Source organism: Pseudomonas sp. KUIN-1, assembly GCF_009176725.1.
Classification (GTDB): domain Bacteria; phylum Pseudomonadota; class Gammaproteobacteria; order Pseudomonadales; family Pseudomonadaceae; genus Aquipseudomonas; species Aquipseudomonas fragariae.
The window spans coordinates 5,533,652-5,549,719 of record NZ_AP020337.1 but is presented as its reverse complement, the minus strand read 5'-3'; the positions used below and the strand labels follow the sequence as shown (position 1 = coordinate 5,549,719).

Annotated in this window: 7 protein-coding genes and 1 pseudogene; 2 read left to right on the top strand and 6 right to left on the bottom strand. The window is 57.3% G+C overall.

The annotated features are described in order from the left end of the window. The 3 genes and pseudogenes from KUIN1_RS25165 to gbcA all read right to left on the bottom strand — a co-directional run bounded on the left by KUIN1_RS25165 (position 1) and on the right by gbcA (position 11,795). Positions 1-7,137 (bottom strand): PI-PLC domain-containing protein, encoded by a 7,137-nt coding sequence (locus tag KUIN1_RS25165; RefSeq protein WP_152092359.1) that lies wholly within the window; start codon positions 7,135-7,137, stop codon positions 1-3. A gap of 766 nt (positions 7,138-7,903) precedes the next feature. After that, positions 7,904-10,315: pseudogene (locus KUIN1_RS25160) on the bottom strand (fibronectin type III domain-containing protein). 181 nt (positions 10,316-10,496) lie between these two features. Continuing rightward, positions 10,497-11,795, bottom strand: coding sequence for a glycine-betaine demethylase subunit GbcA (gbcA, locus tag KUIN1_RS25155; protein ID WP_011269222.1), 1,299 nt, complete (start codon positions 11,793-11,795; stop codon positions 10,497-10,499). 309 nt (positions 11,796-12,104) lie between these two features. Between gbcA and gbcB the strand changes: the two genes are divergently transcribed. Further along, complete coding sequence (gbcB, locus tag KUIN1_RS25145; protein ID WP_024661241.1) at positions 12,105-13,205, top strand: glycine-betaine demethylase subunit GbcB; 1,101 nt, start codon at positions 12,105-12,107, stop codon at positions 13,203-13,205. An 84-nt stretch (positions 13,206-13,289) separates the two neighbouring features. Here gbcB and KUIN1_RS25140 read toward each other — a convergent pair whose 3' ends face one another. After that, positions 13,290-13,562, bottom strand: a complete 273-nt coding sequence (locus KUIN1_RS25140; RefSeq protein WP_024639826.1) for a hypothetical protein — start codon at positions 13,560-13,562, stop codon at positions 13,290-13,292. Positions 13,563-13,681: 119 nt separating this feature from the next. Further along, positions 13,682-13,912, bottom strand: a complete 231-nt coding sequence (locus KUIN1_RS25135; protein WP_011269220.1) for a DUF6124 family protein — start codon at positions 13,910-13,912, stop codon at positions 13,682-13,684. A gap of 377 nt (positions 13,913-14,289) precedes the next feature. On the opposite strand from KUIN1_RS25135, the gene KUIN1_RS25130 reads away from it, so the two are divergent. Beyond that, positions 14,290-15,126, top strand: coding sequence for a 23S rRNA (adenine(2030)-N(6))-methyltransferase RlmJ (locus tag KUIN1_RS25130; protein WP_003402281.1), 837 nt, complete (start codon positions 14,290-14,292; stop codon positions 15,124-15,126). A gap of 259 nt (positions 15,127-15,385) precedes the next feature. Here KUIN1_RS25130 and msrA read toward each other — a convergent pair whose 3' ends face one another. Beyond that, positions 15,386-16,033 (bottom strand): peptide-methionine (S)-S-oxide reductase MsrA, encoded by a 648-nt coding sequence (gene msrA / locus KUIN1_RS25125; protein WP_011269219.1) that lies wholly within the window; start codon positions 16,031-16,033, stop codon positions 15,386-15,388. Between the last annotated feature and the right edge of the window lie 35 nt (positions 16,034-16,068).

The following is a 16,068-nucleotide window of genomic DNA, read 5'->3' as shown; positions in this document are numbered from 1 at the left end:
CTAGGGTCCTGTGCTGCCCTCTTTGATAGGCGGTTTGCCTTTCTGTTCGGAGGCCGGCCGGAAGTAGGCATAGGAAATGCTCCCGTCCAGACCGCCGCCATTGCTGACCTCGACTTTGACATCCGCGTTTTCGTAACTGCGGTTGAAACTGGAAATCGTGATGGGTAACAAAATGGTCCGTTTGAATGTCACGCCTGTACGACCTTGACCAAAGCCGCCGTCCGGCCTGCCGGTAACCGAGAACACTGATCCCTTGCCCGCCTTGAGTATTTTGGCTGAGCGTATTTCATCGTTGTCGCAGCCAAAGCTGTTGTTGCCGTTGCCCATTTTGAATTGTCTGTCCACATTGAAGGGCACCGTGCAGACAATATTCTGTGTGGCCCCATTGCCTTCATAAAACACAATGCTTGCGTCGCTGATGTCGTTATCGTCTGGCTTGTTAAGCACTTTTATTCGCGACACCTTACCGTCAAGCCCGTTATTATGAGAGGCGAGCGTGCGGTAATAGAACATATCGGTTGAACCCTCGAATGAGTCGATTCGCACCCTTTTGCCCATGGGAATCGATTGCTTGACGTCTATGATCGTGAAGTCGTCCTGCCGGTCACCGTTGGGGTTGTCGTACAGTTCGATACGCGTGCCCGCTCGAACACCTTCAAGTTCCATTGACCTGAGTTCGTCGTTCTCACACCCGCGTGAGGCAAGCTTCAGATCATATTGAACGCCGCTGCTGCCCCCGCTCTGATTGACCGGCAACACGCAGGAGGCGTCGCCTCCACGATCGGCATTGTTGCGTTCGTAGAAATAAAGACCGCCTTGAGAAAGCGTCGCGGCATAGGGCAGTGCGTCACCCACCTGGTTGAAATCAATGCCCAGATAGTTGGGTTTGCGCCAACCGGTCGCTTCACCGCAATGGTTTTCTACCCTGCGCTGCAACCAGGTCAGGTTGTTATCCACGTCCCCTGCATGCAGCGTAGTACTGCCCCAGGAATGGAATTGATTGAGGACAAATAACCGCGGCAGGCCGCCGTCCCGGGTGCGTAACGAAAGGTCCATGTAACCGTAGCGGCTTTTGCACTGCCAGTCATGCACCAGCGACGTTATACCCAGGTTATAGGTGTTCTCGACTTCTGTATCGGGTGCCCAAAGAACCTCGGCCTGCTTGCCGGCCAGCGTGTACCTTTTGGCCACTTCTCCGTTCGATAACATGACGAGGCGTTTGTTACTGTCGATCATTTCCCGAAGCGTTGGCCAGCTGTATCCATTGGACACATGGCTGTAATCTGCCAATTCCGGCACTTGCTCCAGCACCGGACGCAGTTCGTCTGAGCTCAGCGTCGATTCGAACAGCAGGGAAATGACGGCATTTCGGTCTTTCTGCATATAGGCAACAAACTCTCTGAGTACGTCGCTTAACAAGGGCGCGTCCGCCCAGCATGCACCGATCGCCGGCAGATGGCATACCCGAACCCGTTTTTGCCCGTTGTAATCGCCCACATCCATGTGGATATCCAGCATGAACCCTCTGATCCCACGCTCCAGTTGCGGGGTAATGGCGTCCAGATAGGCGTTGTGCGCGGTGACCCATGTGTACTGATCGAATGGCCTGGTAAAATCATTGATGCCCGGCGCTGCATAAGCGTCCTTGCTGACCTTGATCCAGTAGGCGTTTTCTGTTTCGGCGGTCGGGTAGTACCAATAGTGCGTCGCCGCGTTACCGGAAAATTTCGAACGGTAAAAAGTGATGTTATTCAGCGAGTGAATGGCGCCAGGATAAGTAGGCTCGTTCCATTCCTTCGGGTCCTGCCAGGTGCCTGCATGCTTGCCGGCATAGGTCCAGAAACCATTGTCTGCGGCACCAGCAGGGTAATACCAGTTGTGTCTGGCAGGGCTGCCCTCCTGCAAGGCCTTGAAGAACCACGTCTGGCCGTCGTGATCGGAACGATGGATTTCCCCCACACGCGTAAATTCGTTCCACGTTTTGGGATCGGCGTAGTTACCTTCATTTTTGTAGAGGTATGTCCAGTCTGACGTGCTGTATTCCGAGGTCGGAAAGTACCAGCCTTTTTCAGAAGGACGACCCTCTTTTTCTGCGCGGAATAACAACCGTTCGCCCTGGTAGTCGTAGCTGTAGATATCATCCGGGTAGGCGTAGTCGTTCCAGGTATTGGGCACTTGGAGGGTGCCCCGTCCCTTGCTGAAGAACTCCCACCATGTAGAACTCTTGGGGGCAACGGGGTCATCTTTTGCGGGCTGCCCCTTGGGGTAGTCGTTCTTCCCTGTGAACTTCGACCTGAACAGCATGCGCTGATAGTCGATGGTGGTCTGGTGGACGAGCCCGTTCTGCGTCCAGTCAGCTACGCTTTTGGGCTGTTCGCGTGTTCCGTTGAGGTGCGTGACCTGAAGAAACTTCCAGGCCGGTGACTTTTCGACCAGAGCCGGAGGCTTCTTTTCTTCGTCCGCATCCAGTGGCGCGTTCGGAGGCAGCGTCCACTTGTCCTGTTCTGGAATGCCCTCCTTGTCGGAGTTCACGCTAAACAATAAACGCATCCCGCTGAAGTTGTGCACATGCACGGCGCCGCGCCAGCTGACTTCGTCCCACTCCTTGGGGGCATCGAGGGTGCCTGCGTTTCTGGAGATGCCATAGAAAACCCAGTTTTCGGTGTCTCGCATGTCGAAGGGGAACGGCCAGTCATTCAATGAAGGAACGCCGCTGTTTTTTGCGATGAAATAAAGATCAATGCCCTCATGGGGTGTTTTTACATAATCGCCCGGTACGACGGGCTCCTTCTCATCCTTGGGATCGCTGAGCGTGCCGGCGTGTCTTTCGGTCGCTACGTAGATGAAATGCTCATTGTTCGTCGCGTCCGTGGGGTAGGTCCAGTTCTGCTGCTCGGGTATGCCAGCGCTTCTGGCTTTGAAATAGAACCGTATGCCGTCTTTTTCTACGCGATGAATCGCTCCCCTCCACGTAACTTCGTCAGGTATATGAGGGTCGGCAAAAGTGCCTGCATGGGATGTTGTACCGTAATAGGCCCACTGCTCGGTGCTGCTTTCATCGGTCGGGTAGTACCAGTTGTTGGTTGAGGGTGTCCCTGTCATCTGTGCATGAAAATAGAGTGTTTTGCCGTCATGCTCATAGCGATGCAGACGTCCGGGCCAGGTGTATTCATCCCATTCCTTGGGATCGTTCTGGGTGCCGAAGTGCTTGCTGATACCCAGGAAGTGCCAGGATTCGTTATCCGTCGGCGTCATTGGCCGCTCGCCTACATCTATACCCATTTCGCCGGATTTTCTGGCTTCAAACAGAAACTGCGTTCCCCGGTCCAGATGGATGGCGCCCACCCAGGTGGGCTGATCGAAAAGCTTGGGACTGTTCAGCGTGCCCTGGTAAATCGAAAAGCCCACACGATCAAAGTTGTTTTCGTTCGCGTAACCCTCTTCATCATCCGCTACATGCCCCCAGATTTTTGATCTGTAGAACCATCGGGTGAAACTTTCGCCGATGCCGGTGGGGATCTTCACCACGTGCAGCGCGCCTGGCCAGGTCGCATCGGATTGAGGTTTCGGATCGAGCCAACTGCCCGCGTGAATGCCCATGTCCAGGTAAGACCACTGCTCGTTACTGTCAGGCGGTGCCGGATAGTGCCATCCTTCCTGGCCGGGAGCGCCATCGATGAGGGCCCTTGCGAAGTAAGCCTTGCCATCAACTTCAAAGCGGTGAATCGCACCGGGCCAGGTGATTTCGTAAGCGTCCTTGGGCGATTGCAAGGTGCCTGCAAAGGCACTTTTACCCACATAAAACCAGTTGTCATTGCTTTGCTGTGAGTCAGGCAGCGGATGCCCGGTATTGAAAACACCGGCAAAGCGAGCCTGGTAATACTCGTCCGCAGTATGGATAACCTTGACAGTGTCTCCGGGCCTGATCATCTCCCCCGTCTGCACTGGATCAGTCAGTGTGCCTTGGTGAGAGGACTGCCCCGCGAACTCCCACCAGGCGTTGTCGGTTGCCTCCAGCGGCAGCGGGTGATCGATGCCGATGACCGCGAGATTGCCCGTAATCTTCGAGCGGTAATAACGCCTGGTGTTGTCGACCTGGCGCATATGAATCGCCCCGGTCCAGGTCACTTCCTGCTGATCCTTGGGGTCGATGATCTCGCCCGAATGCCGGGATTCCCCGACCACTGTCCAGTAATCATTTTCTCCGACCAGCGGAATCGGCCAGTCGTGCTCGGCAAGCAGTCCATCGACCTTGGAAAGCAGATACAGAGTACGGTCTCTGGCTTGCATCGCGTGAATGCTGCCCGGCGTGGTAAAGCCGGAGTCGCCTTTCGGATCGGCCCAGGTGCCCACGGGAAGGTTTGTGCCCAGATACTCCCAGTGCTCGTTGTGGGTTCCGGGCGCGGGGTAACTCCAGTCATTGGCTTGAGGAACGCCTCGTGCGAGGGCGCGATAATAGACGCGCTGCCCTTCAACGATAGTGGCGTGAATCAGCCCCTGGCTGGTCATTTCATCGAAGTCTTTCGGATCGGCAAACGTGCCTTTGTGCCGGACCAGGCCCAGCACTTTCCAATACTGTGTGTCGCCCGAAGTCGGGAGAGGCCAATTGTCGGCGATCGGGTTTCCCGACTGCTGAGCGATGTAAAGCTGGCGCCTGCCTGATGAGCTGTACTCGTGAACAGCGCCAATCCAGGTCTGGCCGCTCATTGATTTGGGGTCGGCGTAAGTGCCCGCCTGATCTGAGGTAAACATGAACTCCCAGAAGTCTGTACTTGTGGGGTCTTGCGGGTAAGGTGTTTGCGAAGTGGGCTTTCCGGTCATCTTCGATTTGAGGAGCACCCGTTGGCCATTGATGGTGGCCACGTGTATCGCATCCGGCCAGGTAGGATCGGTGAAGGGTTTTGGGTCCGAGAAGGTGCCGGCATGTTCTCCGGCGTACTCATAGAACGTGTTGGATTCTTCACCTGAGGGATAGACGGCACCCACATCCTGGGCAAATCCGGCAAATCTGGAGCGAAAAAGTTTTTGACGGGTCAGGCCAAGCTGGTCGGCAAAGATTGCGCCGGGGGTGTTGATGTCGTTACGTTCGCGTGGCGTTTCGGCAGTGCCGCCGTTGAGTGAGGTCACGTAGCTCCACTGCTCATCGCTTGTTTCACCCACCGGATAAACCCATCCCCCTGCAACCGGTTGAGCCTGCTGCCGGGCCGCGAAAATGATGTGCTGATCGTCATCCAGGTGCAGTGCGCCTGGCCATGTGGCGTCATCACGGCCTTTGAGGTCGTCTGCCGTACCGGCATGTTTGAACACTGTGACGAATTCCCAGTGGGTGTTACTGGCAAGATCACTTGGGTAAGGCGTCGCTGCAGAGGGCATGCCGTCGAACAGTGAGCGCAGCACTACACGCTGACCCTTGATCGAGGCTTCATGCAGTGCGCCGATCCGGGTAATGTCATCGAAGGGCTTGAAGTCGCTCCATGTGCCTGCGTGTCCGCCTGCATAGACCCAGTAAGGATCGACGATGCCCACCGTCGAGAAGCTGTCGAGATCGTTGGCGGGATAGCCTTCGTAGCTGGAAACATAGAACGTGCGCGCGCCTGGAACGGTGCCATCCACGTACACCGAACCTGCCTGGCTGTAGTCATCGAATCGTCTCGGGGCTTCGAAGGTACCCAGCGGTGGTATCTCTGGAATATACGACCAGTGCTCGTTGCTTTCTGGTGTGGCTGGTAGCGGCCAGTCATGCTTGGAGGGAAGGCCTTCCGCCAGCGAGACGAAATACACCGGGTTGTCGTCGATCAGCGTTTCGTGCACTGCGCCTGGCCAGGTAAATTCCTGTTGGGTTTTGGGGTCGGCCACTGTTCCTGCATGGAGGGAGGTCCCCAATAACTCAAACTCGTCGGTCTGGCTGTAATCCCAGCCGGTTGGCGGCGCGGTCCAGGATTTCAGCGCACGGTACAGCGCTTTTCCCTGGCCCTGCTGTACCGAATGGATAGCGCCGACCCACGTCTCGGTGTCCAGATCAGTCCTGGGGTCCTGCCAGGTTCCGGCATTCTGGGTGATGTGGCGCACTCCCCAATAAGTGGTGTTGGTGGGCGAGGTCGGGTAAGGCTGTTCAACTGCCCCTGAGAAGTGGGCCGCAAACGAAACCCACTTGCCCTGCAGTTTGGCGCGATGCAGTTTTTCGAGCGCGGTGTTTTCTCCGAAGGCTTTCTGGTCGGTGTATGAGCCTTCATGGACGCCGCGATAATCCCAGTACTGATTGCTCTGCGCGCCGCCCGGGAATTGTGCATTCAGAAGGGGCGCGAATCCGATAAAGGTGGAGGCGTAGTAGTCACTGCGTAGCGGCGTCAGCGGGTTGCGATAATAAGAGCCTTTCGACGTGCTCAGGTCGGTCCAGGGTTTGGGGAGGGAGGTCTGAATGCCTGACAGCGTCCCCGCAAACGTCCAGTACCCGGCGCCGCGCTCTGTGCCGGGTGCAGGCCATGCATCGACGCTTGGGCGTCCGGTGTGCTGCGCCAGATAAACGGCCTTGGTCTGCTCGAAATAGACGAAGACGCCAGGCCAGACCAGATCCTGATCGGTTTTCATCGCTTCAGGTGTACCGGGCTTGTCAAAAAAGCCGATGAAGTCCCAGAAGTCATTGCTTTGCGCTGTGGTTGGATAGGGCGTTTGCGGACCGGGCATGCCGTTGATTTTCGAGCTCAGCAAGGCGTTTTTGCCTTCGATCATCGCCAGGTGCAGCGCCCCCTCGCGGGTTGGCTCGTCGAATGGCTTAAGGTCAGGTCCCAGACCTGAATGCTGGCCGGCGTAGGTCCAGAAGTCCGTCGAATGGGGTGTGTCGGGAAGGGCTGGATCGAGCTGTTCAGGCTGGCTGTCGAAGGCTGCGATAAAGAGTGCAATGAACTGGCCCGTATGGACGAAGAACACGGCGCCCTCGAAGGCGGGTTCTCCGGCCTGTCTTGGTTGTTCGAACGTGCCCGCATTCACTTCCCTGCTAACGGTCGACACTTGCGCAATCGACACCGCTGGCGCTGGCAGAGAAGAAGGTCCCTGGTCTGGGGCCGCACTGACGAGCCAGGCCAATAGCAGGCCTGTGATGAACGCCACTGACAATACAGTCCTTTGGTATTTTTTCATGGCACCGGTGCGTCCATTCACAGTGGCTCGGAATTGCGTCTTTGATTAATCAAGGAGCGCTGAAAAGAGCCTATGCGCGTGCCACGCGTCGAGATACTCGCAAAACTGATAGGTGGACGTGGCAGCCGGGATGGACTTACACACAATCCCTGTGCGCGTGCCTGTGGATAAAGTGTTCGTTAATCGCTGAAGCTCTTGCTGGACGTGGCGTGTGACGTAGCGATCAAAAATTGATCAATCTAAGTGGTTATTTCCATTGGGCTTTTTGTGGATAAGCATTCAGGCGCTACCTGTCAGTCACTCACTTTGCCCACAATCTCTGTTGGTGTGACTGTGGACAACTTGTTTGTGGTTGTCTGCAGGCTATATATTTAAAGGGTCTTGAGCTGTTGTTCAAAAAATGATCAGGATGGTAGGTTGCGCGCGAAATCATCCTGACGGCGAGGTTTTTTTGGCCATTTCAGACGTTGTCCACAGCGGATGGGTTATCTGGACCAAGTTGTACCCAAAGTCTGTTGGCGCTTCTGTGGATAAGGTGTTCGTGCTCGTCTGTAGCCCAATGAAATTAAGCTCTGCAGAGAGTTGGTTAAAAAACATACAGGCTTTGTGATTGAGGTGTTCCACGGTAAGTCGTTGTTGCCCGAGCTATTTCCGAGCCTACGAAAAAACGACTTATCCATAAACGCTTTTTGGGCGCTGTGGATAAGTCGTTCAGTCATTACACCGTCACCGTCTGTTTATGAGCCAGGGCAGGTACTCGCGAGGTTCACTGCCATTCTTTCGGCCAGTCGCGGAAACCTCTGCCGCCTGCTTGCTCGGTCCAGGGTGCCCATAGCGTCGGCGCACCGCCTGGGTACCAGTCTGTTTGTGAATGGTGAGGATTGAGGCAGATGTAAGAGGCACCGGCATACATCACCTTATCCCCCTTCACGTAGTCAGTATTTGTTTTCCATTCAAGCAATGCGGCGCTGGTCGAGGCCTGCACAACGTTGCTGGGCCCGGACAGTTCTGAATCTTTATCGCGTGCGCCGACCAGATACTGATAGGTCTTGCTTGGGGTCAGGCCTCTGACGGTATAAGTCAGTACGGTTGAGTCGACGGTCACAGTAGGCGCGTCGAAACTGTAGACATGGTAGACGTCAACGGCAGTACCCCCGGTAGGTGCATCCCATGCCAGTGAAACACTGGTGGGGGTCGCACCTGTCTGACGCAAGTTGCCGGGTGGCGCAGGTCGATCATTGGACGCCTCGGATTCTGTAGTGGCCAGAAGTTCTTCAGAGAGTCCTGAGCTGTTGCCCAGACTGTCGGTCGCGATGATGTGATAACCATAAAGGCGGCTTTGCAGAAGGCCTTCGTCGGTGAAGGGAGGAACCTTGCCCTTGCCTATCGAAACACCCTCGCGGAACAGCTCATAGTCAAACGGACCGCTGGCATCCGTCGAAACACTCCAGTCCAGCGTTATCGATGTGGTGGTCCGCCCGGTTGACCTGAAGTCGACAGGCACTGAAGGTCTATAGGGTTCCAGATCGGTTGGGACTTCCAGCTCGTTGCTGATCTCCGACCACTTACCCTGTATATCTTTTGCAATAACGAAGTAGGTATACGTTCTGCCCGCTGTGAGGTTCTCATCGGTATAGACGCGTGGTTGGTCAGCAGGGACCTTCACAAAAGGCCAGCCATCCCGGGCAATTTGATACTCGAGGAGTCCAGCTTCGCTGCTGGACTGTGTCCATTCCAGCGATACACTTCTATCGGTGACGCCTGCCAGGCTCAAGACTGGTGGTGTTGGGTTCGCCGCACCGCCGCCTCCTGCCTGGGTACTCACGCTGATCGCTGGAGAGAATGCCGAGGTGTTGCCCATGACATCAATGGCACGTACCTGGTAACTGTAAGTGATACCGGACTGAAGGCCGGTGTCTTCATACGAAGGGCTGTCCGCAAATAACGACACGCTGTTGTCGCGGCGCAGTTCATAGCGCAGTACCGGGTTCTGGCCTGCCGACAGCGACCAGACGAGTTTCACCGACGTTGGGGTTTGTTCGGTTGACCTGAGGCCAGTGGGTACTGAAGGCTTGTCAGGTACGGGCGTTTCGCCGCCGGTGAGATAACCGTAGCGTTTGGCAAACTCCCATTTATAGGCTTCGCCAACCTTGGGCGTGCCATTGTCCCAGTTGACCGACCAGGTCATCAGACCGCGAATCGGGTTGCCGTCGGCCTGCAGGGTGTCCAGGGCGTATTTCACGTCGTCCGGGTTGATCACATAACCTGTCGCGGCGGCGTCATTATTGGTGGGCAAGCCGATCGCAAGCCGGTTCGCCGGGATTTTGGTAAAGCCGCGCGTGCCGTGGATCAGGCTGTCGGTCAGGTAATAGAGAAATTCCTTCTTGTGGGCATCATTGTTTTGCGTCACTCACAGGTTGAGCTCGTCGACCCATATGCCGTCGCCACCCTGGTTGTAGTATTGGGGGGCGATAAAGTCATAGAGGTCCTCAAGCGCCTCGATATAAGCGAGGTACGCGCCGCCACTTCTGAAGGACGTGAGGAAGGCGACGGCTTCTTTCAGAAACGGAAAGTAGGTGGTGATTTCTTTCAGCAGTGGCGTATCGCGGGCAGCCGATCGCAGATAAGGAAACTCCGGAGCCATGCTGATAATGAAATGCTTGCCTTCGGTCTCGTAATGCTCGCGCACCATTCTCAGTGCGGCGGGTAATACGGTGCGGTTATCGGCAAAGGTAATGGCGGCCTGTTCGAGATCGATATCCAGGCCGTCAAAGCCATAGACTTCGACCAGCCGGATAATCTCGTAGGCCAGCGCTTCTTCCTGGCCGGCATGCAGCTCGATATGCGCATCAGCCCCGCCAAGCGAGATCAGCACCGCCCGGCCCTGGGCATTCAGTTCCGCTACCTGAGCGCGAAACGCCTCATCACTCAGGTTATAAGGCTTGAAGGTCGGTATGCCGGCGCCTTTCATGAAAGCCACTGCAATGACGTTGTAGGCCTTATCTATGCCTGTCAGCGGCATTTCGGCAAACATTCCCTGCTGGTAGCCCTGACCTGATTCCGAGGGCCAGTTATGCCAGAAGCCCATGAGGATATTTTTCCCTGATATATCCGTCATGGTCGATGCGGCGTCGACCTTCTTGTTTTTGTATTGAGTGATGATTTTTGGGTTGAGCATGATTCGTGTCTCCGTCCGTTGGATTGACTGCAACGGGAGTTGATCACGAAAGGTTTTTTCACGTAACTGTCAGAAATGACGGTATCGGCGGGAAGGCTTTTGTGTCGGCGATACTTCAGGGCTGACTCGCTTCGTGCGTGAAGTGAGTCAGCCCTGACGTATCGCGTTGGCGGGGTAAACGCTACTCGTGATTGACCGCCACGCCCTTCAAATACGGTGCAGGCTCCGCGCCGAGGTTTTCCAGCATGCGCGAGCTGTACCAGTCGACGAAGTTGACCACGCCGAACTCATAGGTTTTCGAGTAAGGGCCGGGTTGATAGGCGCTGGAGTTGATGCCTCGCTGGTTTTCCTCGGCCAGACGACGGTCCTGATCATTGGTAGCGTCCCAGACCTGGCGCATACGCTCGACGTCGTAATCGACGCCTTCGACCGCATCCTTGTGGACAATCCACTTGGTGGTGACCATGGTTTCCTGCGCGCTGATCGGCCACACCGTGAAGACGATGATGTGATCGCCCATGCAGTGGTTCCAGGAGTGCGGCAAATGCAGAATGCGCATCGAGCCCAGGTCAGGGTTCTGGATACGGCCCATCAGTTTCTTGCAGCCGACCTTGCCGTCCATGGTCATCGACACTGTGCCTTTAAGCAGTGGCATGCGCACGATACGGTTGCGCAGGCCGAAGCTGGCGTGGGCGTAGGGAATTTTCTCTGCGTCCCAGGCAGCGGCGGACGCGGCGACATGATCCTTGAAGGTCTGATCGGCGCGGGGATCGGTGACGTCGTCCCATTCCAGCAGCGTCTTGAGCAATTCCGGGTGCGAGCCACTGCAGTGGTAGCACTCGCGGTTGTTTTCCAGCACCAGCTTCCAGTTGGCCTTCTCCATCAAGGTGGTTTGCACCGCCACCTTGGTGTTCTCCATATCGTAGGGTTCCATGTAGTGGCGCAGCGTCGAGAGGAACTCGTCGATGGCCGGCGGGTTTTCTGCCAGGCTGATGAAAATGTAGCCGCCCGCAGTCTTGACGTGGACCGGTTTGAGGCCGAACTGCTTCATGTCGAAGTCGTCGCCCATTTCAGTGCCCGCATACAGCAGGCGACCGTCCAGCTCATACGTCCACTGGTGATAGTGGCAAACCAGTTTGGCGACCTTGCCTTTTTCGGCTGTGCACAGGCGCGAGCCGCGATGGCGGCACACATTGTGGAACGCGTTGACGGCACCGTCCGGGCCGCGCACGACCAGGATCGGGTTCTTGCCGATCTGCAGCGTCAGGTAATTGCCCTTGGTCGGGATTTCGCACGTCATCCCGGCAATCAGCCACTCCTTGTGAAAGATTTCCTGCATGTCGATTTCAAACAGTCGCTCATCACTGTAGAAAGGCTGCGGCAGCGAGTACGTGCGCTCGCGATTCTGCAGCATCTCGGCAGTGGCCTTGCGTGCAGGTTCCAGCGGATCGCCCAGGCTCAAGGTTGCGGTGACGTCCATCGATTAAATCCCTCATGACCGCGGCATGGGCGGCCTGCGAATATGGCTGATACGGGTGTGATCGCTTTTCACGCATGACGATAGATCAGTCGATCATGCTTATGACCCTTGGTGGCGAGTGTGGAGCCGGGCGCTCAGCGAACCTTATCCATGGGCGACATGGCCGCATCCGTTCCCGACGCGACAGGCCTTGTTGGACGGGGCTGGTCGCGGTAAGTACGTGAATGTCGTTGATAGGTAAATGGCCGCCTCGCGCGTTACGCAGAATCCGCAGCATGAGAGGCCGACAGTCGGCCGTGGAGATCGAGTATGTCCCAAAGTTTCCTGAGCCCGGTCACGACCCAGACATGGGCCAACGGGCGTCACCTGGTACGTGTCGTCAAAGTCATCCAGGAAACCTGGGACGTGCGCACGTTCTGCTTCATGGCCGACCAGCCGATCATGTTCTTCTTCAAGCCGGGCCAGTTCGTGACCCTGGAGCTGGAGATCGACGGCCTGCCGATCATGCGCTCCTACACCATCTCCAGCTCGCCATCGGTGCCGTACAGTTTTTCGATCACCGTCAAGCGTGTGCCGGGCGGCAGGGTTTCCAACTACCTGCATGACACCCTGATTGAAGGGCAGGAGCTGGCGGTACACGGGCCGGTCGGGCTGTTCAATGCCATCGACTTCCCGAACCCGAAGATTCTCTACCTCAGCGGCGGTGTCGGTATCACGCCGGTGATGTCCATGGCGCGCTGGTTCTACGACACCAACGCCAATGTCGACATGGTCTTCGTGCACAGCGCCCGCTCGCCCAAGGACATCATCTACCACCGCGAGCTGGAGCACATGGCGTCGCGGATCGACAACTTCAACCTTCACCTGGTCTGTGAAAAACACGGGCTGGGCGAGCCGTGGGCGGGTTATCGCGGTTACCTGAACCAGAAAATGCTTGAACTGATGGCCCCGGACTTCATGGAGCGCGAGGTGTTCTGCTGCGGGCCGACGCCGTACATGACCGCGGTCAAGCGTCTGTTGCAGGAAAACGGCTTCAACATGGCGCAGTACCATGAAGAGTCGTTTGGTGCGACACCGCCAGAAGCCAGGGCCGATGCCGTCGAGCAGGCCGAAATCGCCGCCGACGCGCCCGATGTCGACATCGCCGATCTGCATCAGGTGGAGTTCACCGACACCGGCAAGAGCATCCGTGTGGGACCGGGCGAAACCGTGCACGCCGCCGCCGCGAAACTCGGCCTGATGATCCCCAAAGCCTGCGGGATGGGCATCTGCGGGACCTGCAAGGTCATGAAGCTGAGCGGTGAAGTCGAGATGGAACACAACGGCGGCATCACCGACGATGATGTTGCAGAGGGATACATCCTGTCCTGCTGCAGCGTGCCGAAGGGCGATGTGCGGATTGAGTATTGAGCACGCCTGACGCTATGTGACGCAGAGCGTCACGAACGGCATACCCACGCGGAGCATGGGTACGATAGGCGTTCTTTCGGGCGTTTATCGTCCTGATCCACTCTGACTCTGCTTGTAAGCCGCCAGCGCGGGCAGCAGTTGCTGGTCGATGGCCTGGCGGACGGCGGGGAGGAGGGTGGCGCTGCCGGTGAGGAGTTGTTCTACCAGGCGCCGCAAGGCGGTCGCGCGTTCGGCGTTGAGGCCGCAGACGGCGTTTGCGCAGGCTTGTTCAGCGGTTGCGCCGCCGGGTGCTTCGAAGCCCAGGGCTCTGAGCTGGCCGAGCAGGTCTTCCTGGTCAATCAAATCCGCGTGCATCATGACGTCTGTTCCTTTGATCGGGCTTTTTCCGATTCTGGAAGGACAACCGCCTGCGGGCAACCCCTGCCTGTCGTGAGTGGCAGGATTGGCTACAAGTGCGTCGTTTTCAGTTCATGGGGTCATTCGGCTTGCAGGTTGTCTATGGTTCTGTCGACCATGACCTTGGCCATTTCCACCAGGTGCATGATCGACAGCGTCATGTCGCGCTGGGTGCCGGTCATGCTGTCGCTGAATTCACAGGCGCTGGTGGCGGCGCAGCGCAGCAGGTCGCTGGCATGCATCAGGGCGTCTTCATGGCTGACGTTGGGGTTGGCGGTGAAGAGGGGCGGATCGGGGACGATTTTTAGCATGTGATGTATCTCCTGAAGTTTTAGAAGACCATCACCGTCGGCTACTAATCGAGGGTGGTGATCATGCGCAGGTAGTAGCCCGGTCCAGGAACCCCGGTGCATCCAAAGATGCCCCACGCACGACCACCATAAAAGCGCAGGCCGTGAAAGGGCACCTGCACAAGGTGGCGCAATGCGCCTGGATAACGAGGGCTACTAATCCTCACCGCTGAATATGCAGCGACGGGCGCAGAGTAGAGATCGAAACAGGCAGGCACAAGGGGCCGGGAGTTTCTCGGAAATTTCCTTCAAGCGAAAGAGACGAGTCCCGCAAATTCGTTACAAATTCTTGTTCATTGCTCAGGTTTGCTAAACTGCGCAGCTTGCCAGGAGCTGCCATGAATTACCGTCACGCCTACCATGCCGGCAACCACGCCGACGTCTTCAAACACCTGACCCTGACTCGCCTGATTGCCCTCATGGCGCGCAAGGAGCAGCCGTTCGCCTATCTCGACACTCACGCCGGGCTCGGCCTGTACGACCTCAAAGGCGATCAGGCCACGCGCACCGGAGAATGGCTGGAAGGCATCGGCCGTCTGTGGAACGCCACCGACCTGCCTGCGCTGGCGTCCGACTATCTGCAAGTGCTGCACGACATGAACCCGGATGGCGAGCTGCGCTACTACCCCGGTTCGCCGGAACTGGCTCGCCGCCTGACCCGCGAGCGCGAGCGTGTGCTGCTCAACGAGAAGCATCCCGAAGACGGGCGTCTGCTCAAGGAGAACATGAAGGGCGACCGCCGCGTAGCGGTGCATCTTGGGGAAGGCTGGCATGTCCCGCGTGCCTTGCTGCCAGTGGCCGAAAAGCGCGCCGTGATGCTCATCGACCCGCCATTCGAGCAGCTCGATGAAATGAAGCGTTGCGCGGTCGCGCTCCAGGAAGCCATCGGCCGCATGCGTCAGACAGTGGCGGCGATCTGGTATCCGATCAAGGATACCCGCCTGCTGCGCCGCTTCTATCAGGACCTGGCAGAAACCGGCGCGCCCAAGCTGCTGCGCGTCGAACTGTTCGTCCACCCGCTGGACACACCGGCCAGCCTCAACGGTTCAGGCCTGGCCATCGCCAACCCGCCATGGGGCCTGGAAGAAGAACTGCGCGAACTGATGCCGTACCTCGCCCAGAAGCTGGGCCAGACCCAGGGCGGCTGGAAGATGGACTGGTTGATTGCCGAGTAGGCGTGTTCATAGCCAGGCCGAGTTGCGCTGCCTAGCGGACGCAGAGCGTCCAGAACTGCATTCCCACGCGGAGCTCAGCGTTATACATAAGCTCGCTTTTGATTCTGACCGTAGGTCGTAGGAGCGAACTTGTTCGCGAAAGGGCCAGTATATTCGGCGAAAATGCGTCACCTGAACTACTATCTTCGCGAACAAGTTCGCTCCTACGCCCTGCGGGCAGAAGCCTGAAAAACGCTGTTTTCGGGCCGCTAGGCGCGAATCAAGCCGGCATGCACACGCCCGTGCCGCCCAGCCCGCAGTAGCCCTGTGGGTTCTTGGCCAGGTATTGCTGGTGGTAGGCCTCGGCAAAGTAAACCGTCGGTGCCTGCTCGATTTCGGTGGTGATGGTGCCCTTGCCGGCTTTGTTCAATTGCGCCTGGAACGTTTCGGCACTGGCTTTGGCAGCGTCGAGCTGTTCGGGCGTCGTGCAGTAGATCACCGAGCGATACTGAGTGCCGATGTCGTTGCCCTGGCGCATGCCCTGAGTCGGGTTGTGCACTTCCCAGAACACCTTGAGCAGTTCTTCGTAGCTGATTTTTGCTGGCTCGTAGACCACCAGCACCACCTCGGTGTGACCGGTCAGCCCGGAGCAGACTTCTTCGTAGGTCGGGTTCGGGGTAAATCCGCCTGCGTAGCCGGCGACAGTGCTCACCACACCTTCCTGTTGCCACAGACGGCGTTCTGCGCCCCAGAAGCAACCCATGCCGAAGATGGCGAATTCGACGTTGCTCGAAAACGGCCCCAGCAGCGGATTGCCGTTGACGAAGTGAAATTCCGGAAGCGCCATAGGTGTTTCACGACCCGGCAATGCTTGTTCGGCGGTAGGCAGTACATTTTTGTTCACTAGAATTTCCGAGCGCAAAGTCATGAACCATATCCTCTCGTTTAGAGACAGGCAGCAGG